We start from the raw sequence: 20,485 nt of genomic DNA, 5'->3' as shown, positions 1-20,485 counted from the left end.
TGCCGTCGTCGGCCCCCGTCTCTGCGGCGCGGTCGGCCCGCCCGTCGTCCGGTGCCGCCGAGGCGTCCGGTGCCGCCCGCAGGGACAGCGCCGCCGCGTCCGAGCCCGCGTCCGGCTCGCTGAGGGCGAAGGCGGCCACCGCGGTGCCGTCGCTGACGCGGGGGAGCCAGCGGGCGCGCTGCGCCTCGGTGCCGTGGGCGTGCACGGGATGGGCGCCGAGCCCCTGGAGGGCGAGCGCGGTCTCGGCCTCCGTGCAGGCGCGGGCGAGGGACTCGCGCATCAGGCACAGGTCGAGCGCGCCCGAGGTGAACAGGCGGGTCAGCAGGCCGAGGGAGCCCAGCTCGGCGACCAGGGCGCGGTTGACCCGGCCCGGCTCCCCCTTCTCCGCGAGCGGGCGCAGCCGTTCGGCGGCGAGGGCGCGCAACTCCTCGCACCAGGTGAGTTGTGCCGGTTCGAGCGAGAATGCGGTCATCGCCGGTCCCCTTCCGCCGCTCCCCCGTCCGTCGGACGGGCCGCTGGGCCAGGGCCGAGGTTATCGCGCCCCGTTGACTGTCGTCACCAACACGATACGCTCGTTGCGCGAGCCCACCACGACAAAGGGGGCGAACCGCCATGGCCGATCCGCGCCCCGCGGACCCGCACCGCTCCGCCCACGTCGACACCTTCGCGCGCGACCACCTGCCGCCCCCCGAGCAGTGGCCCGAGCTGGTCTTCGAGCTGCCGGAGCTGCGCTACCCGGCGCGGCTGAACTGCGCCGCCGAGCTGCTGACCGGCCCGCCCGACGACCGCCCCGCCTTCCGCACCGCGTCCGGCGACACCTGGACGTACGGCGATCTGCGGGAGCGCGTCGACCGGATCGCCCACGTGCTCACCGGCGACCTCGGGGTCGTGCCGGGCAACCGGGTGCTGCTGCGCGGCCCCACCACCCCGTGGCTGGCCGCGTGCTGGCTGGCGGTGCTGAAGGCGGGCGCCGTGGCGGTCACCGTGCTGGCCCAGCAGCGCCCGCACGAACTGCGCGCGATCTGCGAGATCGCCCGGGTGCGGCACGCGCTGTGCGACGTCCGGGCCGTGGACGACCTCGCCAAGGCGGAGATCACCGGCCTCGCGATCACCACGTACGGCGGGGACGCGCCGGACGACCTGCAACGCCGTACGACGTCCGACGGGGTGCCCGGCACGCCGTACCAGGCCGTCGGGACCGCCGCCGACGACGTGGCGCTGATCGCGTTCACCTCGGGCACCACCGGGCGGCCCAAGGGGTGCATGCACTTCCACCGGGACGTGCTGGCGATCGCCGACACCTTCTCCGCGCACGTCCTCGAACCGCGCCCGGACGACCTCTTCGCGGGCAGCCCGCCGCTCGGCTTCACCTTCGGGCTCGGTGGTCTCGTGGTCTTCCCGATGCGGGCCGGGGCCAGCGCCCTGCTGCTGGAACAGGCGGGCCCCAGGCAGCTGTTGCCGGCCGTCGCCGAGCACCGGGTGTCGGTGCTGTTCACCGCGCCGACGGCGTACCGCGCGATGCTCGACGAGCTGGACGGGTACGACGTGACGAGCCTCAGGCGCTGCGTCTCGGCCGGCGAGAACCTGCCCGCGGCCACTTGGCGGGCCTGGCACGAGCGCACCGGGCTGCGGATCATCAACGGCATCGGCGCCACCGAGTTGCTGCACATCTTCGTGTCCGCGGCGGACGACGACATCAGGCCCGGCACGACGGGCGTTCCGGTGCCGGGATGGCAGGCGCGCGTGCAGGACGGGAACGGCGCGCCGGTCCCCGACGGGGAGCCCGGGCTGCTGGCGGTGCGCGGGCCGGTGGGCTGCCGGTACCTGGCCGATCCGCGGCAGCGGGAGTACGTGCGCGACGGCTGGAACGTCACCGGGGACACCTACGTCCGCGAGCCCGACGGGTACTTCCGGTACGTGGCCCGCGCCGACGACATGATCATCTCCGCCGGGTACAACATCGCCGGTCCCGAGGTGGAGGACGCGCTGCTGCGCCATCCGGACGTGCTGGAGGCGGCGGTGGTGGGCCGTGCGGACCAGCGCCGGGGGCAGGTCGTGGTGGCGCACGCGGTGCTGAGGGAGGGGGCCGTGCGGGACGCGGACGCGCTGCGCGAGTTCCTGCGCGCGGAGCTGGCGCCGTACAAGTGCCCGCGGGAGATCGTCTTCCTGGACGCGCTGCCGCGCACGGCCACCGGCAAGCTCCAGCGCTACCGCCTGCTCGACCCGCCCGGTCCGGCCCCCTCCCCCGCCCCCGCCCCCGGTCCCGGTCCCGGTCCCGCCGCCCGGCCGGATCCCCTGGGCGGCCGGGCCTGACGCCGACGACATAAGATGATCAACGTGTCCGACCAGCACGTACAGCACGCCCCGCGGTCCCTCATCGTCACGCTCTACGGTGCGTACGGCCGTTTCGCGCCGGGCCCGGTGCCCGTCGCCGAGCTGATCCGGCTGCTGTCGGCGGTCGGGGTGGACGCGCCCTCCGTGCGCTCGTCGGTGTCCCGGCTGAAGCGCCGCGGGCTGCTGCTGCCGGCCCGGACGGCCGAGGGCGCGGCCGGTTACGAACTGTCCTCCGAGGCACGGCAGTTGCTGGACGACGGAGACCGGCGCATCTACGCCACCGCTCCGCACGGGGACGAGGGCTGGGTGCTCGCCGTGTTCTCGGTGCCCGAGTCGGAGCGGCAGAAGCGGCACGTCCTGCGCTCGCGCCTGGCCGCCCTCGGCTTCGGCACCGCCGCCCCCGGCGTGTGGATCGCCCCGGCCCGCCTGTACGCGGAGACCCGGCACGCCCTGGGTCGCCTGGGCCTGGACGCCTACGTGGACTTCTTCCGCGGCGAGCACCTGGGTTTCACCCCGACCGCCGAGGCGGTGGCCCGCTGGTGGGACCTGGCCGCGATCGCCAAGGAGCACGAGGCCTTCCTCGACCGCCACGCGCGCGTCCTGCACGACTGGGAGCGCCGCACGGACACGCCGCCCGAGGAGGCCTACCGCGACTACCTCCTCGCCCTGGACTCCTGGCGCCACCTGCCCTACGCGGACCCCGGGCTGCCCGCCCGGCTGCTGCCCGAGGGCTGGCCCGGCACGCGGTCGGCGGCCGTCTTCCGGGCGCTGCACGAGCGGTTGCGCGACGCGGGCGCGCACTACGCGGCGCTGGGACCGACTCCGCCCGCCGAGAAGTGAGTCACATCACATTCTGACGGGATCAGGGAACCCTCAGTCTCCTCAGACCCTCTTCTCAGGTTTCTCACCTACCGTGCGGACGCATGAGTCTCGCACGCAACTTGAACCGGGCCCTCACCGCGACCACCGGCCTCCAGGTACGCAGAGCGCCCCAGACGGCCAAGGGGGGTCCGCAGGGGAAGCAGGCGAAGAAGTCCGCCGCCGCGCGGCCCCCGGCGCGGAAGGAGGCCGCGTACCGATGTCCGCCGGCCGAGGAACTGCCGACCGAGCGGCTGCTGCGGCGACCCGTCTTCATCATCTCGTCCATCCGGTCCGGCTCCACCCTGCTGCGCATGATGCTGGGCGCCCACCCGCGCCTGCACGCCCCGCACGAGCTGCACATCGGCAAGCTGGAGGTGAGCTGCACCAACTGGTTCTCGGAGCGGGCGATGGGTGCCCTAGGCCTCGGGCGCGGCGATCTGGAGCACCTGCTGTGGGACCGCGTCCTGCACCGCGAACTCACCAGATCCGGCAAGGACTTCGTGGTGGAGAAGACCCCGGCCAACGTGTACATGTACCAGCGCCTGAAGGACTGCTGGCCCGACGCGCGCTTCGTCTTCCTGCTGCGCCACCCCGAGTCGATAGCCCGCTCCTGGCACGAGACCGACCCCGTCAAGCGGCCGCACGAGACGGCCGTCACGGACGTGCTGCGCTACCTGACGGCCGTCGAGGAGGCCCGCACGGCGGACGCCGACGGTTTCACCGTGCGCTACGAGGACATCACCGACGACCCCGAGCGCGAGATGCGCCGGCTGTGCGCGTACCTCGACGTCGACTACGCGCCGGCGATGCTGAACTACGGCAAGAAGAGCAGCGCCGAGCTGGTCAGGGGCCTGGGCGACTGGCGCGAGAACATCCGCACCGGCACCGTGCAGCCGGGGCGCGAGCTGCCCGGTCAGGACGAGATCCCCGAGCGGCTGCGCCCGATCTGCGCGGCCTGGGGCTACACGTCCTGACGCGGGCCGTGCAGCGTGAGCCGCGGCTTGGGGGCGTCGGTGCGCCCGGTGCGCGGTGGGCGGCTGCCCGCCCGGTACGGCGCCGGCCAGACGGCGCCCGGTCCGTCGTAGCCCTGCTCGGCGGCGGCGTGCAGCGTCCAGTGCGGGTCGTAGAGGTGCGGGCGGGCCAGCGCGCACAGGTCGGTGCGTCCGGCCAGGACCAGCGAGTTGACGTCGTCCCAGGAGGAGATCGCGCCGACCGCGATCACCGGGACGCCCGCCTCGTTGCGGATGCGGTCCGCGTACGGCGTCTGGTAGGACCGCCCGAACTCGGGGCGCTCACCGGCGACGACCTGGCCGGTGGACACGTCGATGGCGTCGGCCCCGTGCGCGGCGAAGGCCCGGGCGGTCTCCACCGCATCCTCGGCGCTCGTGCCGCCCTCGGCCCAGTCGGTGGCGGAGATCCGTACGGTCATGGGCCGCTCGGCGGGCCACACCTCGCGTACGGCGTCGAAGACCTCCAGCGGGAAGCGCAGCCGGTTCTCCAGTGAACCGCCGTAGGCGTCGGTGCGGCGGTTGGTGAGCGGGGAGAGGAAGCCGGAGAGCAGGTAGCCGTGGGCGCAGTGCAGTTCGAGCAGGTCGAAACCGGCATGCGCGGCCCGTTCGGCGGCAGACCTGAACTGCTCCCGTACGTCGGCCAGTTGCGCCCGGGACAGCTCGCGCGGGATCTGGCTGCCGGGCCGGTACGGCAGCGGGGAGGGCGCCACGAGGGGCCAGTTGCCCTCGGGCAGCGGCTCGTCCATGCCCTCCCACATCAGCTTGGTCGAGCCCTTGCGGCCGCTGTGGCCGAGCTGCACGCCGATCGCGGTGCCCGGCGCGCTGTCGTGCACGAAGTCCGTGATCCGCCGCCACGCCTCGCCCTGCCGGCCGGTGTAGAGGCCGGCGCAGCCGGGGGTGATGCGGCCCTCCGCGCTGACGCACACCATCTCGGTCATCACCAGCGCGGCGCCGCCCAGCGCCCTGGCCCCCAGGTGGACCAGGTGGAAGTCGCCGGGGACGCCGTCGGTGGCCGAGTACATGTCCATCGGGGAGACGACGACGCGGTTGCGCAGGGTCAGCCCGCGCAGCCGGAACGGGGTGAACATGGGGGGCGTGCCGGGCGGGCAGCCGAACTCGCGCTCGACGGAGTCCGTGAAGCCCGCGTCGCGCAGCCGCAGGTTCTCGTGGGTGACCCGGCGGCTGCGGGTGAGCAGGTTGAAGGCGAACTGGCGCGGCGGCTGGCCGAGGTACCGGTCCAGGTCCTCGAACCACTCCAGGCTGGCCTTGGCGGCCCGCTGGGTGGAGGCGACGACGGGGCGCCGCTCCGCCTCGTAGGCGCTGAGCGCCTCCTGGAGGGTGGGCCGCTCCTCCAGGCAGGCGGCGAGGGCGAGGGCGTCCTCCACGGCGAGCTTGGTGCCGGAGCCGATCGAGAAGTGGGCGGTGTGCGCGGCGTCGCCGAGCAGGACGATGTTGCCGTGCGACCAGCGTTCGTTGACGACCGTGCGGAAGGTGGTCCACGCGGACTTGTTGGAGCGCAGCGGGCGGCCGCCGAGGGCGTCGGCGAAGATCTTGGCGCAGCGGGCGGTGGACTCGGCCTCGTCCAGCTCGTCGAAGCCGGCCGCCCGCCAGACCTCCTCGCGCATCTCGACGATGACGGTGGAGGCGTCCGGCGCATAGGGGTAGCCGTGCAGTTGCATCACGCCGTGCTCGGTCTCGGCGATCTCGAACCGGAAGGCGTCGAAGGCGAAGTCGGCGGCGAGCCAGATGTAGCGGCAGCGGTGGGGGGTGAGATGCGGCCGGAAGACGTCGCGGTACGCCTCGCGGGTGGCGCTGTGCACGCCGTCGGCGGCGACGACGAGGTCGTGGGTGCGGGCGAGCCGGTCCGGGGGCGGGGCCTCGGTGCGCGGGCGCAGGTCCACGCCGAGGTCGCGGCAGCGGTCGTGCAGGATTTCCAGGAGGCGGCGCCGGCCCAGGGCGGCGAAGCGGTGTCCTCCGGAGGTGTGGCGGGTGTTTCGGTGGACGATGTCGATGTCGTCCCAGCGGACGAAGTGCGCCTTGAGGGCCTCGTAGACGGTCGGGTCGGCGTGTTCGATGCCGCCGAGGGTTTCGTCGGAGAGGACGACGCCGAAGCCGAAGGTGTCGTCGGGGGCGCCTCGTTCGTAGACGGTGATCTCGCGGGCGGGGGCGAGGCGTTTGAGGAGGGCGGCGGTGTAGAGGCCGCCCGGGCCTCCGCCCACGATCGCCGTGTGCAGAGGGTGGCTTCTCGCCGCAGGCGGGTGCGGGTACGTCGTGGTTGCTCGCGCAGTTCCCCGCGCCCCTGAGGTTGGCATGCTCCCCCGCGTTGAGAACATCTCCCTACCTCCCTTGCCACTTCGGGGGGCGCTTTTCCGTGAAGGCGGCGTGGAACTCGGCGTAGTCCTCGCCCGTCATCAGGTGGGCCTGGGTCGACGCGTCCAGTTCGATCGCTGCCGCCAGCGGCATGTCCAGCTCGGCCGTGAGGAGGGCCTTGGTCTGGGCGTGGGCCAGGGCCGGGCCGTCGGCCAGGCGGCGGGCCAGGGTGTGGGCGGCCTGGTCGGCTCGGCCCTCCTCGGTCAGTTCGCTGATCAGGCCGATGCCCTCGGCCTCGGGGGCGCGGACCGTGTCGCCCAGCATCAGCAGGCGGGTGGCGTGGCCGAGGCCGACGACGCGGGGCAGCAGGTAGGCGGCGCCCATGTCGCCGCCGGAGAGGCCGACGCGGGTGAAGAGGAAGGCGAAGCGGGCGGACGGGTCGGCGACGCGGAAGTCGGCGGCCAGGGCGAGGACCGCGCCCGCCCCGGCGGCGACCCCGTGCAGCGCGGCGATCACCGGGAACGGGCACTCCCGCACCGCCCGCACCACCTGGCCCGTCATCCGGTTGAAGTCGAGCAGCTCGGCGGTGTTCATGGACAGGGTGGCGCCGATGATCTCGTCCACGTCGCCGCCGGAGCAGAAGCCGCGGCCCTCGCCGGCCAGCACCAGCGCCCGCACCGACCGCCCGCGGGACAGCTCGGCGAGCAGGTCGCGCAGGTCGGCGTAGGCCTCGAAGGTCAGGGCGTTGAGCTTGTCGGGCCGGGCGAGGGTGACGGTGGCGACGCCGTCGGTGATCTCGACGCGCAGGTGCCGCCAGTCGGGGGTGGGGGCGGCGGAGCCGGTGAAGGGACTCATGACACTCGAAGTTATCACCCTTCTGTGACTGTCGTCACGGGTGCGCGATAAGGCGTCGACGGCGCGGGCCGAAGGTCCCGGGGGCGCCCGTCGAACGGCTCTGCCGGGCGGCGCCGTACCATTCATAAGGTTGAAAGCAGGACAGGACTCCCCTGCTCCACGAAACGGACCCGCCGTGCACGATCACTTCCCCGCACCCGCCTCCTGGCGCATCGCACTGCCGCACTCCGCCGCGGCCGTGCCGGTGGCGCGCGCCCTGGTGCGCAACGCCCTGGCCGAGCTGGAGCACACCGCCGACGGGGACACCGCGGAGCTGCTCACGGCGGAGCTGGTGGCCAACGCCGTCGAGCACACCTCCGGGCGGACGCCGATCGAGCTGGTGGTGGAGCTGATGCCGACCGGCTGCCAGGTGGAGGTGCACGACCCGGACCCGTCGCCGCCGGCCGACCTGACCCGGCCGGACGTGGAGCCGCCCGACCCGTGGCGCGAGGACGGGCGCGGGCTGCTCCTGATCCGCGCCCTCAGCTCGTCCTGCGGTCACCGGCCCGCCGGCTCCGGCAAGGCGGTCTGGTTCAGGCTTCCTGCGGTACCCGCTCAGCGTCGGCCGCACTGACCGCGGTGGCGGCCGCCAGGCGGGAGTGGCGGCGCCCGTAGGCCGTGTACACCAGCAGGCCCACCGCGAGGAACACCGCGAACTGGAGCCAGGTGGCCCCGCCGGTCTCGTACATCAGGTACAGGCAGAAGCCGACGCCGAGCAGCGGGGTCGCCGGGTAGAGCGGGACGCGGAAGGTGCGGGCGAGGCCCGGTTCGCGGCGCCGCAGGGTGATCACCGAGACGTTGACGGCGGCCATCGTGGCGAGGGTGCCGATGGTGCACAGGTTGACCACCGCGTCGAGCGGGGCGAAGGCCGCCGGGAGGGCGAAGACCACGCCGACGATCAGGGTGCCGGCGACCGGGGTCGCGGTGCGCGGGGAGACCTTCTCGAAGACCCGGGGGATCAGTCCGTCCCGGGACATCGACATCAGGATCCGGGTCTGGCCGTACATCACGGCGAGCACCACCGAGGCGATGGCGACGACCGCGCCGAAGGCGACCACGCCGCCGCCGATCGCGGAGCCGGTGACCTCGTCGACGACGTAGGAGAGCGCGGCGGGCCGGTTCCCGACCTGGTCGCCGCCCACGGCGCCGATCGCGGCGACGGCGACCGCGCAGTACAGCAGGGTGACCAGGCCGATGCAGACCAGGATGGCGACGGGGATGTCCCGGCGCGGGTTCTTGGCCTCCTCGCCGGCCGTGGTGATGGCGTCGAAGCCGATGTACGAGAAGAAGGCGGCGGTGGTGCCGGCGCCGATGCCGCCGAGACCGGCCGGGGAGAACGGGGTGAGGTTGCCGTCCCGGAAGGCGGTGAAGCCGATGGCGCAGAAGGCGACCAGGACGGCCAGCTTGAGGACGGCCATGGCGGCCGTCGCGCGGGCGCTCTCCCGTACCCCGCGCACCAGGAGCACGCAGGCCAGCGCGATGACGATCACCGCGGGCAGGTTGACCGCGCCGCCCTCGCCGGGGCCCGCGGACAGGGCGTGCGGGAGCTGGACGCCCAGGACGCTGTCGAGCAGTTCGTTGACGTACTGGCTCCAGCCGACCGCGACCGCCGAGACGGACACGCCGTACTCCAGGAGCAGGCACCAGCCGACGAGGAAGGCGGTCCGCTCGCCGAGCCCGGCGTAGGCGAAGGAGTACGAGGAGCCGGAGACCGGGATCGCGCCGCCCAGCTCGGCGAAGGCGAACGCGGTGAAGACGCAGGTGACGGCGGCCAGGACGAAGGAGACGACGACGGCGGGACCGGCCTCGGCGACCGAGTCGGACAGGCCGACGAAGATGCCGGTGCCGACGATCGCGCCGACGCCGAAGCAGACGAGCTGGAACAGCCCCATGGTGCGCTTGAGGCCGTGGCCTTCGCGGTCGGCGCCGGATTCGGCGACCAGCAGGTGGGGGGACTTGACGCGGGAAGCGGGCATTGCGGGTGGTGCTCGTTTCTGGTGGTGCGGGGGCGCGACGGTGGTCGCGGCCGGCGGCGCCGGAAGGGGTGGCTCCGGAGCCGCCGGTCAGCATAGGGCCTGGTGGGGGGAGGCGGCGGGGTCGTGTCAGGCGAGGGTGGCGACGAGGACGGCCTTGATGGTGTGCAGCCGGTTCTCCGCCTCGTCGAAGACGACCGAGTGCTCGGACTCGAAGACCTCGTCGGTGACCTCCAGGGAGTCGAGCCCGTGGGCCTCGAAGATCTCCTGGCCGACCTTGGTGCCCAGGTCGTGGAAGGCGGGCAGGCAGTGCAGGAACCTGACGTCCGGGTTACCGGTGGCGCGCAGGACGTCCATGGTCACGGCGTAGGGTGCCAGCGCCTTGATCCGCTCGGCCCAGACCTCCTTGGGCTCACCCATGGAGACCCAGACGTCGGTGACGACGAAGTCGGCGCCGCGCACGCCCTCGTCCACGGTCTCGGTGAGGGTGATGCGCGCCCCGCTCGACGCGGCGAGCGCCTTCGCCCGGTCGACGACCTCCTGGGCGGGCCAGTAGGACTTCGGGGCGACGATGCGCACGTCCATGCCGAGCAGGGCGCCGGTGACCAGGTAGGAGTTGCCCATGTTGAAGCGGGCGTCGCCGAGGTAGGCGAAGGTGATCTCCCGCAGGGGTCGGTCGCTGTGCTCGGTCATGGTGAGCACGTCGGCGAGCATCTGGGTGGGGTGCCAGTCGTCGGTCAGGCCGTTGTAGACGGGGACGCCGGCGAAGGCCGCCAGCTCCTCGACCTTGGCCTGGCTGTCGCCGCGGTACTCGATGCCGTCGAACATCCGGCCCAGCACCCGCGCGGTGTCCTTCACGGACTCCTTGTGCCCGATCTGCGACCCGGCGGGGTCGAGGTACGTGGTGGCGGCGCCCTGGTCGGCGGCGGCGACCTCGAACGCGCAGCGGGTGCGCGTCGAGGTCTTCTCGAAGATCAGCGCGATGTTCTTGCCGGTGAGGTACCGCGTCTCGGTCCCGGCCCGCTTGGCGGCCTTCAGCTCGGCGGCCAGGTCGAGCAGGCCGCGGAACTCCTCCTCGGTGAAATCCAGCTCCTTGAGGAAGTGGCGGCCGGCGAGGGCGGTCGGGACTGTCGCCATGAGGGCGCTCCAGAGGTACGGGACGGGAACGGGGACTACTGGAACTATATACGAGATCCCGAATTCTTATACGGCAGTGCGTTCGACCGGGCAGCTCATGCACCGCGGCCCGCCCCGGCCCCGGCCCAGTTCGCTGCCCGGGATCTCGATCACCTCGATGCCCTGCTTGCGCAGGTGGGTGTTGGTGGTGGCGTTGCGTTCGTAGGCGACGACGACGCCCGGTTCCACGGCCAGCACGTTGCAGCCGTCGTCCCACTGCTCGCGCTCGGCCGCGTGCACGTCCTGGGTGGCGGTGAGCACCCGGATCTCGCCGAGGCCGAGGGCGGCGGCCATCGCGCGGTGCATGTGCTCCGGCGGGTGGTCGGTGACCTTCAGGTCCTTCTCCCCGGCGCCCGGCTCGATCGTGTAGGAGCGGAGCATGCCGAGTCCGGCGTACTGGGTGAAGGTGTCGCCGTCGACCATCGTCATCACCGTGTCCAGGTGCATGAAGGCGCGCCGCTTCGGCATGTCCAGGGCCACGATGGTCCGCGCCGACCCGGCGGCGAACAGCTTGTGGGCGAGCATCTCGACGGCCTGGGGCGTGGTGCGTTCGCTCATGCCGATGAGCACGGCGCCGTTGCCGATGACCAGGACGTCGCCGCCCTCGATGGTGGAGGGGTAGTCGGCCTGCCCCTCGGACCAGAGGTGGAACGTCTCGTCGCGGAAGAGCGGGTGGTGCCGGTAGATCGCCTCGAAGTGGACCGTCTCGCGCTGCCGGGCCGGCCAGCGCATGGCGTTGATGGAGACGCCGTCGTAGATCCAGGCCGAGGTGTCCCGGGTGAAGAGGTGGTTGGGCAGCGGGCCGAGCAGGAAGTCGTCCAGCTCCATGGCGTGGAAGCGCACCGAGGTCGGCTCGGGGTGAGCGTCCAGGAACTCCCGCTTGGTCATGCCGCCGACCAGCCACTCGGCCAGCTCGTGGGCGGGCAGGGTCTCGAAGGCGGCCCGGAGGTGGTCCGTGGCCAGCACTCCGTACTCCTTCTCGTCGAAGACCCGGTCCAGGACGAGCCGGCGGGCGGCCGGGACGTCCAGGGTCTCGGTGAGCAGGTCGCCGAAGAGGTGCACCGCCACCCCGCGGTCGCGGAGCACGTCGGCGAACCCGTCGTGCTCGGCGCGCGCCCGGCGCACCCACAGCACGTCGTCGAAGAGAAGGGCGTCCTTGTTGCTGGGGGTGAGCCTTTTGAGCTCCAGATCCGGCCGGTGCAGGATGACGCGGGTGAGCCGCCCGGCTTCGGAGTCGACGTGGAATCCCATGCCTCCATCCTGACCACTCGGGCGCCTGTTCACCCCCTGCTTGCGCGTGCCCGTGCGCTCCGGGCCGCTACGCGCCGACCGGGCCGCGCCCCTCGGGCGCAGCGGGGCCCGCGGTGCGAGCGCCGGTGCACCGGATGCGGACGGCCGCCCTCCGTGCTTCCCGTGCTCCGGGCGGGGGCCGGTGTACGACCTGCGATGCGACGCCGGGCCGCGCCCATCCTGTGGAGGTCGGCAGTGCCGGCCGGGTCCCGACGGGGCCGGCGTCGGGCACCGGAGCGTGCGGAGACACCTTGAGTCCTGACGCGTTGATCGCCCACCTGGTGGGCGCATCGGCTCTGATCCTGGTCGCCGCGCATGCGGGCGGCGGGCTGGCCCGGCGGCTCGGGCAGCCCTACATCGTGGGCCAGCTGGCGGCGGGCATCGCCCTCGGCCCCTCTCTCCTCGGCAGCCTCGCCCCGCGGGCGTACGACGCCCTCTTCCCGGCGGCCATCGGCCCGGCGCTGACCGGGTTCTCCCAGTTCTCCCTGGTGGTGTTCCTGTTCGCGGTGGGGTACGAGCTGGACCTGAAGATCCTCGGCGACCGGGCGCGCGTCTCGGTGACCGTGGCGCTGGCCTCGTTCGTGGTGCCGATGACGGTGGGGTGCGGCGCCGCGCTTTTGTTCCGAGACACGTTGCGCGACCTCGGCGGCGGGCGGGACCTGTCCACCGCCGCGGTGGTGTTCGCGGGGATCGCCCTGTCGATAACGGCGGTGCCGGTGCTGACCGCGATCGTGCGGGAGAACGGCCTCACCCGCACCGTGCCCGGGGTGGTGGCGGTATCGGCGGCCGGGGTCCTGGACGCGGTGTGCTGGACGGTGCTGGCGGGTGCGATGCTCGACAGCGACGCGGGCGAGGCGGCGCCGGCCTGGCAGTGGCGGGCGGCGCTGGCCGTCGGCTTCGTCACCGTGATGGCGCTGGCGGCCCGGCCGGTGCTGCGCAGGCTGCTGTGGCGGACCCGCCTGGAGCCCTCGCTGCGGCTGGCGCTGCTCATCGGCTTCGCCCTCGGGTCGGCCTGGGTGACGCACTGGCTCGGGCTGCACGTGATCTTCGGGGCGCTGCTGGCGGGGCTCGTGACACCCCGGGAGGAGGGCGGCACGCTCGACCCGGACCTGCTGCGACCGCTGCACGAGATCAGTTCCCTGCTGCTGCCGTTCTTCTTCGTGCTCTCGGGGCAGTCCGTGGCCCTGAACAGCATGACCGGCACCGGATGGACGGTGCTGCTGGTGGTGACGGTGCTGGCGGTCACCACGAAGGTCGGCAGCGGGCTGGTGGCGGCCCGGCTCGGCGGGCTCGGCCGGCACGACGCCCGCACCGTCGGAGTGCTGCTCAGCGCCCGGGGCCTGACCGAGCTGATCGCCCTCAACGCCGGCCTGGAGGCGGGTCTGGTGAGCGCGCCGCTCTACACGGTCCTGGTGTTCATGGCGCTCGCCACCACCCTGCTGACCCAGCCGCTCCTCGTGCTGACCCGTCACCTGGCGGCACGCGACCGCCCCGTGGCACCGGTCCCCGGCGCCGCCGTGCAGCCGTACGCGACGGCCGAGGGCGGTGCCGAGGGACCGGGACGCGGCGAGTGAGGGTCACAGCCGCGGGTCCACCGGCTCCGACTCCAGGGCCAGCACCCCGAAGACCGCCTCGTGCACCCGCCACAGCGGCTCGCCGTCCGCGAGGCGGTCCAGGGCCTCCAGGCCGAGGGCGTACTCGCGGATCGCCAGGGACCGCTTGTGGTTCAGGAACCGCTGCCGGAGCCGGGCGAGGTGGTCGGGGCGGGTGTACTCGGGGCCGTAGATGATCCGCAGGTACTCGCGGCCGCGGCACTTGATGCCGGGCTGGACCAGGCGGCCCTTGTCGTCCCGTACCAGCGCGCCGACGGGCTTGACGACCATGCCCTCGCCGCCGCGGCCGGTCATCTCCAGCCACCAGTCGACGCCGGCCGCCACCGACTCGGGGTCGCCGGTGTCGACGTAGAGGCGGCGGGTGGTCTGGAGCAGGCCGCTGCCGTCGTGCTCGACGAGCCGGTCGATGAGGGCGAGCTGGTCGTCGTGCGGCAGCGCGGCCAGGCTGCGGCCCTGGACGGCGAGGATCTGGAACGGGGCCAGGCGGACGCCGTCCAGGCCGTCGGTGGGCCAGCAGTAGCGGCGGTAGGCGTCGGTGAAGGCGGCCGCGTCGGCGGACCGGCCGCGCTGGCGGTCGAGCAGGTCCCCGACCTCCACGCCGCGCGCCGCGGCGGCCTCCAGTGCGGCCAGCGCGCCCGGGAACACCGCGCCGGAGGCGGCGCCCACGGCGGCGTACTGGGTGCGCAGCAGCCCGGAGGCCTTCAGCGACCAGGGCATCAGCTCGGCATCGAGGAGCAGCCAGTCGGTGGCCAGTTCGTCCCACAGGCCGGCCTCGCCGATCGCGGTGCGCAGCCGGTCCAGGATCTCCTCGGTGACGGACGCGTCGTCGAGGAAGGGACGGCCGGTACGGGTGTAGAGGGACCCGGTGGGGCCGTCGACGCCGAAGCGGGCACGGGCCGCCTCCGCGTCGCGGCAGACCAGGGCCACCGCCCGGGAGCCCATGTGCTTCTCCTCGCACACCACCCGGGCCACGCCGTCCGCCGCGTACTGCGCGAAGGCCTCCTCGGGGTGCTCCAGGTAGCCGTCCACCGCGGAGGTGGCCGTCGGGGCCATGGTCGGCGGGAGGTACGGCAGCAGCCGGGGGTCGGTGGCGAAGCGGCTCATGACCTCCAGGGCGGCCGCGCCGTTCTCCTCGCGCACGGTGATCCGCCCGGCGTGCCGGGTCTCCACCGTCCGGCGGCCCTGGACGTCGGCCAGGTCCAGCGGGCGGCCGTCGTGCCCGCCGGGCGCCTCGGTCCGCAGCGGCTTGGCCGGCTCGTACCAGACCCGCTCGGCGGGTACGTCGACGATCTCGCGCTCCGGCCAGCGAAGTGCGGTGAGCTTGCCGCCGAAGACGGCGCCGGTGTCCAGGCAGAGGGTGTTGTTCAGCCAGGTGGCCTCCGGGACGGGGGTGTGGCCGTAGACCACCGCCGCGCGGCCCCGGTAGTCCTCGGCCCACGGGTAGCGCACGGGCAGCCCGAACTCGTCGGTCTCGCCGGTGGTGTCGCCGTACAGGGCGTGGCTGCGGACCCGGCCGGAGGTGCGGCCGTGGTACTTCTCGGGCAGACCGGCGTGGCAGACCACGAGCCGGCCGCCGTCGAGGACGTAGTGGCTGACCAGGCCGTCGATGAACTCCCGTACCTCGGCGCGGAACTCCTCGCTCTCGCCGTCCATCTGCTCGATCGTCTCGGCGAGCCCGTGGGTGTGCTGGACCTTGCGGCCCTTGAGGAAGCGGCCGTACTTGTTCTCGTGGTTGCCGGGCACGCACAGCGCGTTGCCCGACTTGACCATGGACATCACGCGGCGCAGTACACCGGGGCTGTCCGGGCCGCGGTCGACGAGGTCGCCGACGAACACGGCGGTGCGGCCCTCGGGGTGGACGCCGTCGGTGTAGCCGAGCCTGGCGAGCAGGGTCTCCAGCTCGGCGGCGCAGCCGTGGACGTCGCCGACGATGTCGAAGGGGCCGGTGAGGTGGGTGAGGTCGTTGAACCGCTTCTCGGTGACGACGGTGGCGTGCTCCGCCTCGGCGGCGCCGCGCAGCACGTGCACCTTGCGGAAGCCCTCGCGCTCGAGGTGGCGCAGGGAGCGGCGGAGTTCGCGGGTGTGGCGCTGGATGACCCGGCGGGGCATGTCGGCGCGGTCGGTGCGGGTGGCGTTGCGCTCGGCGCAGACCTGCTCGGGCACGTCGAGGACGATGGCGATGGGCAGCACGTCGTGCTTCCTGGCCAGGTCTATCAGCTGACGCCGGGCGTCCTGCTGCACGTTGGTCGCGTCGACGACGGTGCGGCGTCCTGCGGCGAGCCGCTTGCCCGCGATGTAGTGCAGGACGTCGAAGGCGTCGCGGCTGGCGCTCTGGTCGTTCTCGTCGTCGGCGACCAGGCCCCGGCAGAAGTCGGAGGAGATGACCTCGGTCGGCTTGAAGTGGCGCCGGGCGAAGGTGGACTTGCCGGAGCCGGAGGCGCCGATCAGCACGACGAGGGAGAGGTCGGTGACGGGCAGGGCGCGGGCCCGCACGGTGGTGTCGGTGGTGCTCATGCGGCCTTCGCCTCCTTCTCGGTCGGGGTCTCGGTCGTGCCGAGGGTGAACAGGGCCAGCTGGGTGGGCGGGCCCACCTCGGGGTCGTCGGGTCCGACGGGCCGGAACTCCACGGCGTAGCCGTGCCGTTCGGCGACCGCCCGGGCCCAGGTGCGGAACTCCTCGCGGGTCCACTCGAAGCGGTGGTCGCGGTGGCGGACGTGCCCGGCGGGCAGGCTCTCCCAGCGCACGTTGTACTCGACGTTGGGGGTGGTGACGACGACGGTGCGCGGGCGGGCCGAGCCGAAGACGGCGTACTCCAGCGCGGGCAGCCTCGGCAGGTCGAGGTGCTCGATCACCTCGCTGAGCACGGCGGCGTCGTACCCCTTCAGGCGCTTGTCGGTGTAGGCGAGGGAGCCCTGGAGGAGCTGGACGCGCGCGGCCTGCCGCTCGCCCATGCGGTCCAGCTTGAGCCGCCGGGAGGCGATGGCGAGCGCGCGCACCGACACGTCCACGCCGACGATCTCGGTGAACCGCGGCTCCTCGAGCAGCGCGCGCACCAGGTGCCCCTCGCCGCAGCCGAGGTCCAGGACGCGGGCGGCGGCCCTCTCGCGCAGCGCGGTGAGGATGGCCTCGCGGCGCTGCACGGCGAGCGGGGTGGGCTTCTCCTCCTGCTCGGTCTCCGCCTCGACCGCGTTGTCGATCTCCTCGACCTCGCTGTCGTCGGTCTCGGCCAGCCGGATCAGCTCCAGCCGCTCCATCGCCTCGCGGGTCAGGGACCAGCGTCGGGACAGGTAGCGGTTGGTGATCAGCTTGACCTCGGGGTGGAAGTACAGCCAGGCGCCGCCGACCCGTATCAGCTTGCGCACCTCGTCCGAGGAGACCCAGTAGTGCTTGGCGTCGTCGAGCACCGGGAGGAGGACGTACAGGTGGCGCAGGGCGGCCGAGAGGGTGAGGGTCTCGGACTCCAGCACGAGGCGGACGTAGCGCGAGTCGCCCCACTCGGGGAACTCGGTGTCCAGCGGGACCGGTTCGACGGCGACCGCCCAGCCGAGCGGCTCGAACAGGCGCCGTACCAGGTCGGGGCCGCCGCGGGCGGGCAGCGCGGGCACCTCGACGCGCAGCGGCAGCCGCTGGGCGGCGCGCTCCGGGCGGGCCTTGCACACGCCGTGCATCGCGCTGGAGAAGACCTTGCTCAGTGCGACGGCGAGGAGCGAGGAGGCCGCGTACGGACGGTCGTTGACGTACTGCGCGAGCGCCGCGTCGGGGGCGCCGCCGCGGCCCTTGCCCTTGCCGCGCCTGACCAGCGCCACCGCGTCGAGCTCCAGCAGCAGCGCCGCCGTGCAGCGCTCCTCCTCCGCCTCCGGGTAGAACACGTGGGCCGTGCCGAAGGAGGTGGCGAACGCCTGCGCCCGGTCGGGATGCTTGTGCAGCAGGAAACCGAGGTCGGTCGCGGGGTGCTCGGGGGTGCCGGTGGTGGTGATGGTCAGGAACATGGGCCTCTCCGGCCGGGTCGGCGGTGCAACGGACGACTGTGTGGACGCCGTGCGCACGGGAGCCCCCAGGGGGTGTTCCCCGGGGGCTCCGGCAGGACGACGGTCACACCATCGCACAGGGCGGGTGACCGGCGCCTTCGGTTATTCGGCGGATCGACGGGCGTGCTCAGGAAAGCTGCGACTGGACCTGGGAGGAGATCAGCTCCAGGTGGTCCAGGTCGTCGAGGTCGAGGATCTGGAGGTAGATCCGCTGGGCGCCGGCCTCGGCGTAGCGGCCGATCTTCTCGACGACCTCGGCCGGGGAGCCCGCGAGGCCGTTGGCCTTCAGCTCGTCGACCTGGCGGCCGATGACGGCCGCGCGGCGGGCCACCTCGGCGTCGTCCTTGCCGACGCAGGCGACCAGGGCGTTGGAGTAGGTGAGGGCGTCCGCGTCGCGGCCCGCCGCCTCGGCGGCGGCCCGCACCCGGCCGAACTGGCGCTCGGTGTCCTCGATCGAGGCGAAGGGCATGTTGAACTCGTCGGCGTACTGGCCGGCCAGCCGCGGGGTGCGGGTGGCGCCGTGGCCGCCGATGAGGACGGGCACCTTGGCCTGCGCGGGCTTGGGCAGCGCGGGCGAGTCGGTGAGGTCGTAGAACCTGCCGTGGAAGTCGAAGGTCTTGCCGGTCTCGGTGGCCCACAGGCCGGTGACGATCGCCAGCTGCTCCTCCAGGCGGCCCATCTTCTCCTTCGGGAAGGGGATGCCGTACGCCTTGTGCTCCTCCTCGAACCAGCCGGAGCCCAGGCCCAGCTCGACGCGGCCGCCGGACATCTGGTCGACCTGGGCCACCTGGATGGCGAGGACGCCGGGCAGCCGGAAGGTGCCCGCGGTCATGAGGGTGCCGAGGCGGATGCGCTTGGTCTCCCGGGCGAGGCCGGCCAGGGTGATCCAGGCGTCGGTGGGGCCGGGGAGGCCGTCCGCGGCGCCCATGCGGAGGTAGTGGTCGCTGCGGAAGAAGGCGTCGAACCCGAGGTCCTCGGTGGCCTTGGCCACGGCGAGCAAGGTGTCGTAGGTGGCCCCCTGCTGGGGCTCGGTGAAGATACGGAGATCCATGTCTCCCATCCTGCCTGCTCGGCACGGGTGTCCGGCACAGGCTCCGGTCGCGGCGCGCGGGACGCGGGTGCTAGCCCGCCTCCCGCTGCGGTAAGTGCGCGTCGCGGTCCGCCAGTTTGCGCAGCATCTCCAGGACCCGGTCCCGTGACTCGTCGGCCGCGTCGATGGCCTCCATGCACTGCCAGTACGTCGTCTCGTCGTCCGCCGCGCAGGCGACGCCCACCAGGGCGATGCCGGTCTCGCCGAGCAGGGTGCCCAGGCGCATCAGGGCCTGCCGGGCGTCACCCAGCTCGGTGAGCTGGGCGGCGCGCAGCTCGCCCGGGGCCAGCCGCGGGGTGGACAGCACTCCGCAGCCCCGGCCCGCCAGCTCGGTCAACCCGATGGCCTCGCCGCGCAGTTCGGGCGGTCCGTGGACCGCCAGCCGACTGCCGATGGCCTGGGCCAGGGCCTGCACCTGCCACACCTCCGTCAGGACGTCCGGCACCTCGCCACCGGCGGCCAGGGCACGCCCACTCGTCACGATGAGCCGCACAGCGTCCATGCGCTGCCCCCGTCTGTTCCGACGCGCTCGCGGCGCGTCCGCCCGAACTCCGTTGTCCACTACCCAGAGTGAAGGCGTGTGGGACGAAAAGCTAGAGGAAGGCGGAAATCTTCGGATACTCTCGTGATTTCTGGCCGGATTTTGACTGCGGAGAGTGATAACGGAGCGGTTGCCTCCCCGGGTTCAGCCTTCCGGTCCGCCCGCCACGGGGAACCGGGACTCGTTGCGCTCGATCTTCGCCTCCAGCGCGGCCAAGGGGTCGACACCGAGCACCTCGCAGAACTGGAGGAGGTACGCCAGCACGTCGGCGACCTCGTCCCGCACCCGGTGCGCGGTGTCCGGGTCGGTCATGACGCGGGCCGACTGCTCGGGCGTCAGCCACTGGAAGATCTCGAGGAGTTCGGAGGCCTCCACGCTCAGCGCGGCGGCCAGGTTCTTGGGGGTGTGGTACGGCTGCCAGTCGCGCGCGGCGGCGAACTCGGCCAGCCTGCGCCGCAGTGCCGCGAGGTCACGGGGATGATCGGTCACGGGTTCAGGTGTACCACCGTGACGCCGCCGGTCTCACCCGCCCCGTCCGCGCCCGCCGCCCCGGCGGCTCCCGCCTCCCCCACCGCCGCGGCCACCCACGACGCGTCGGCGACCGCCGCGACGAGGCGGATGTGCCCCCGGTCGCACATCCGCGCCGCCAGCCGGAGCAGTTCGGCGCGCTGGCGCACGTCGAGGCCGCGGTCGAAGCCGTCGGCGAGGACGGTGAGCGTCTGCAGCGCGGCGGGCACCTCGCCGGCCGGGTCGACCGCCAGCACTCCGGGCCCGGTGAACAGCACGAGCGCGAGGGCGAGGTAGCGCAGCTCGCCGTGGCCGAGGCGGGCCAGACCGGTGCGGTGGCCGTCGCCCCGGTCGAGGAGCGCGCGGACCGTGCCGCCGAGGGCCGGTTCGGCCAGGACGTCCGCGACGGGGCCCGCGCATCCCGCCCGTACCGCCGTGACGAACTGCGCGTGCCGGCGGCCGCACTCGGCGCGGGTGCGCCACAGCACGTCGGCGAGGTTGTCGCAGCCGCCGAGCAGGCGTCCGGAGCCGGTGGGCACGGGGTCCCGCATCCGGCCCGGCCGCGGGTCGCAGGGGAAGACGGAGCGCAGCGCGACCACCATCTGCTCGGCCGCCGCGAGCACCCTGCGCTGACCGTCCGTCTTGCCGGCCACCCGCAGCGGCAGCAGCGGGGTGCCGAGCCGGTCGTCCGGCAGCGGGGCGCGGGTCACGGATGCCGACCCGGCCGTGTGCCAGGCCGCCTGCACGGCACGGCGGCCGGGGTCGCGCAGCGCCGTTTCGAGCAGCACGACGCCGTCCGCCGTCAGCCGCTCCCCTACGATGCGCAGCTCGGGCTCGGCCTGCACGGCGACGTCCAGG

The 20,485-nt window shown here is 73.4% G+C and carries 17 protein-coding genes; 5 read left to right on the top strand and 12 right to left on the bottom strand.

The window, feature by feature from the left end; genetic code table 11:
* Positions 1–472 (bottom strand): acyl-CoA dehydrogenase family protein (locus K7854_RS35390; RefSeq protein WP_226030656.1); only part of this gene is annotated, 472 nt, incomplete at its 3' end.
* 140 nt (positions 473–612) lie between these two features.
* Between K7854_RS35390 and K7854_RS35385 the strand changes: the two genes are divergently transcribed.
* From K7854_RS35385 to K7854_RS35375, 3 genes are all read left to right on the top strand, one after another.
* Complete coding sequence (locus K7854_RS35385) at positions 613–2,313, top strand: AMP-binding protein (RefSeq protein ID WP_308112603.1); 1,701 nt, start codon at positions 613–615, stop codon at positions 2,311–2,313.
* Positions 2,314–2,328: 15 nt separating this feature from the next.
* Positions 2,329–3,174 carry a PaaX family transcriptional regulator gene (locus K7854_RS35380; RefSeq protein ID WP_226030655.1) on the top strand — a complete coding sequence of 282 codons (846 nt, stop codon included), beginning with the start codon at positions 2,329–2,331 and terminating at the stop codon, positions 3,172–3,174.
* A gap of 83 nt (positions 3,175–3,257) precedes the next feature.
* Positions 3,258–4,169 carry a sulfotransferase family protein gene (locus K7854_RS35375; protein ID WP_226030654.1) on the top strand — a complete coding sequence of 304 codons (912 nt, stop codon included), beginning with the start codon at positions 3,258–3,260 and terminating at the stop codon, positions 4,167–4,169.
* On the opposite strand, the gene K7854_RS35370 is transcribed toward K7854_RS35375, so the two are convergent.
* The gene (locus K7854_RS35370) at positions 4,157–6,517 is read right to left on the bottom strand and encodes a bifunctional salicylyl-CoA 5-hydroxylase/oxidoreductase (protein WP_372481112.1); all 2,361 of its coding nucleotides are present in this window, start codon (positions 6,515–6,517) and stop codon (positions 4,157–4,159) included. The genes K7854_RS35375 and K7854_RS35370 overlap by 13 nt on opposite strands.
* A gap of 25 nt (positions 6,518–6,542) precedes the next feature.
* Positions 6,543–7,370, bottom strand: coding sequence for an enoyl-CoA hydratase family protein (locus K7854_RS35365; RefSeq protein WP_226030652.1), 828 nt, complete (start codon positions 7,368–7,370; stop codon positions 6,543–6,545).
* A 175-nt stretch (positions 7,371–7,545) separates the two neighbouring features.
* On the opposite strand from K7854_RS35365, the gene K7854_RS35360 reads away from it, so the two are divergent.
* Positions 7,546–7,983 carry an ATP-binding protein gene (locus tag K7854_RS35360; protein WP_226030651.1) on the top strand — a complete coding sequence of 146 codons (438 nt, stop codon included), beginning with the start codon at positions 7,546–7,548 and terminating at the stop codon, positions 7,981–7,983.
* On the opposite strand, the gene K7854_RS35355 is transcribed toward K7854_RS35360, so the two are convergent.
* The 3 genes from K7854_RS35355 to K7854_RS35345 form a co-directional block, all read right to left on the bottom strand.
* On the bottom strand, positions 7,943–9,385 hold the full coding sequence (locus K7854_RS35355; RefSeq protein ID WP_226030650.1) for an amino acid permease: 1,443 nt from the start codon (positions 9,383–9,385) through the stop codon (positions 7,943–7,945). The genes K7854_RS35360 and K7854_RS35355 overlap by 41 nt on opposite strands.
* A gap of 126 nt (positions 9,386–9,511) precedes the next feature.
* Positions 9,512–10,519, bottom strand: coding sequence for an ornithine carbamoyltransferase (gene argF, locus K7854_RS35350; RefSeq protein ID WP_226030649.1), 1,008 nt, complete (start codon positions 10,517–10,519; stop codon positions 9,512–9,514).
* A gap of 66 nt (positions 10,520–10,585) precedes the next feature.
* Entirely contained in the window at positions 10,586–11,809 is a 1,224-nt protein-coding gene (locus tag K7854_RS35345) for an arginine deiminase (RefSeq protein ID WP_226030648.1), read from the bottom strand.
* 290 nt (positions 11,810–12,099) lie between these two features.
* Here K7854_RS35345 and K7854_RS35340 point away from each other — a divergent pair, with 290 nt between their 5' ends.
* Positions 12,100–13,422, top strand: a complete 1,323-nt coding sequence (locus K7854_RS35340) for a cation:proton antiporter (protein ID WP_226030647.1) — start codon at positions 12,100–12,102, stop codon at positions 13,420–13,422.
* Positions 13,423–13,425: 3 nt separating this feature from the next.
* Here K7854_RS35340 and K7854_RS35335 read toward each other — a convergent pair whose 3' ends face one another.
* The 6 genes from K7854_RS35335 to K7854_RS35310 form a co-directional block, all read right to left on the bottom strand.
* Complete coding sequence (locus K7854_RS35335; RefSeq protein WP_226030646.1) at positions 13,426–15,975, bottom strand: polynucleotide kinase-phosphatase; 2,550 nt, start codon at positions 15,973–15,975, stop codon at positions 13,426–13,428.
* Positions 15,972–17,450 (bottom strand): 3' terminal RNA ribose 2'-O-methyltransferase Hen1, encoded by a 1,479-nt coding sequence (locus K7854_RS35330; protein WP_226030645.1) that lies wholly within the window; start codon positions 17,448–17,450, stop codon positions 15,972–15,974. Before K7854_RS35330 ends, K7854_RS35335 begins: the two co-directional genes overlap by 4 nt.
* Before the next feature lie 166 nt (positions 17,451–17,616).
* Positions 17,617–18,540 carry an LLM class F420-dependent oxidoreductase gene (locus K7854_RS35325; RefSeq protein WP_226030644.1) on the bottom strand — a complete coding sequence of 308 codons (924 nt, stop codon included), beginning with the start codon at positions 18,538–18,540 and terminating at the stop codon, positions 17,617–17,619.
* Between the two features lie 70 nt (positions 18,541–18,610).
* Positions 18,611–19,081, bottom strand: a complete 471-nt coding sequence (locus K7854_RS35320; RefSeq protein ID WP_226030643.1) for a DUF6099 family protein — start codon at positions 19,079–19,081, stop codon at positions 18,611–18,613.
* Between the two features lie 183 nt (positions 19,082–19,264).
* Positions 19,265–19,609: a nucleotide pyrophosphohydrolase gene (locus tag K7854_RS35315; RefSeq protein WP_226030642.1), complete on the bottom strand. Its 345-nt coding sequence runs from the start codon at positions 19,607–19,609 to the stop codon at positions 19,265–19,267.
* Positions 19,606–20,485 (bottom strand): AAA family ATPase (locus tag K7854_RS35310; RefSeq protein ID WP_226030641.1); only part of this gene is annotated, 880 nt, incomplete at its 5' end. The genes K7854_RS35315 and K7854_RS35310, both read right to left, overlap by 4 nt.

The organism is Streptomyces hyderabadensis (genome assembly GCF_020404845.1).
Taxonomy (GTDB): domain Bacteria; phylum Actinomycetota; class Actinomycetes; order Streptomycetales; family Streptomycetaceae; genus Streptomyces; species Streptomyces hyderabadensis.
Note: the sequence above shows the minus strand (reverse complement) of the source record. Positions and strands in the feature narration are given on the sequence as shown.

Excerpts from the sequence above, each read along its gene's own strand:
- K7854_RS35380 (WP_226030655.1), top strand. The coding sequence starts at position 2,329 with ATGATCAACGTGTCCGACCAGCACGTACAGCACGCCCCGCGGTCCCTC.
- K7854_RS35320 (WP_226030643.1), bottom strand. The coding sequence starts at position 19,081 with ATGGACGCTGTGCGGCTCATCGTGACGAGTGGGCGTGCCCTGGCCGCC.
- K7854_RS35335 (WP_226030646.1), bottom strand. The coding sequence starts at position 15,975 with ATGAGCACCACCGACACCACCGTGCGGGCCCGCGCCCTGCCCGTCACC.
- K7854_RS35365 (WP_226030652.1), bottom strand. The coding sequence starts at position 7,370 with ATGAGTCCCTTCACCGGCTCCGCCGCCCCCACCCCCGACTGGCGGCAC.
- K7854_RS35370 (WP_372481112.1), bottom strand. The coding sequence starts at position 6,517 with ATGCCAACCTCAGGGGCGCGGGGAACTGCGCGAGCAACCACGACGTAC.
- K7854_RS35325 (WP_226030644.1), bottom strand. The coding sequence starts at position 18,540 with ATGGATCTCCGTATCTTCACCGAGCCCCAGCAGGGGGCCACCTACGAC.
- K7854_RS35330 (WP_226030645.1), bottom strand. The coding sequence starts at position 17,450 with ATGTTCCTGACCATCACCACCACCGGCACCCCCGAGCACCCCGCGACC.
- K7854_RS35385 (WP_308112603.1), top strand. The coding sequence starts at position 613 with ATGGCCGATCCGCGCCCCGCGGACCCGCACCGCTCCGCCCACGTCGAC.
- K7854_RS35345 (WP_226030648.1), bottom strand. The coding sequence starts at position 11,809 with ATGGGATTCCACGTCGACTCCGAAGCCGGGCGGCTCACCCGCGTCATC.
- K7854_RS35375 (WP_226030654.1), top strand. The coding sequence starts at position 3,258 with ATGAGTCTCGCACGCAACTTGAACCGGGCCCTCACCGCGACCACCGGC.
- K7854_RS35355 (WP_226030650.1), bottom strand. The coding sequence starts at position 9,385 with ATGCCCGCTTCCCGCGTCAAGTCCCCCCACCTGCTGGTCGCCGAATCC.
- argF (WP_226030649.1), bottom strand. The coding sequence starts at position 10,519 with ATGGCGACAGTCCCGACCGCCCTCGCCGGCCGCCACTTCCTCAAGGAG.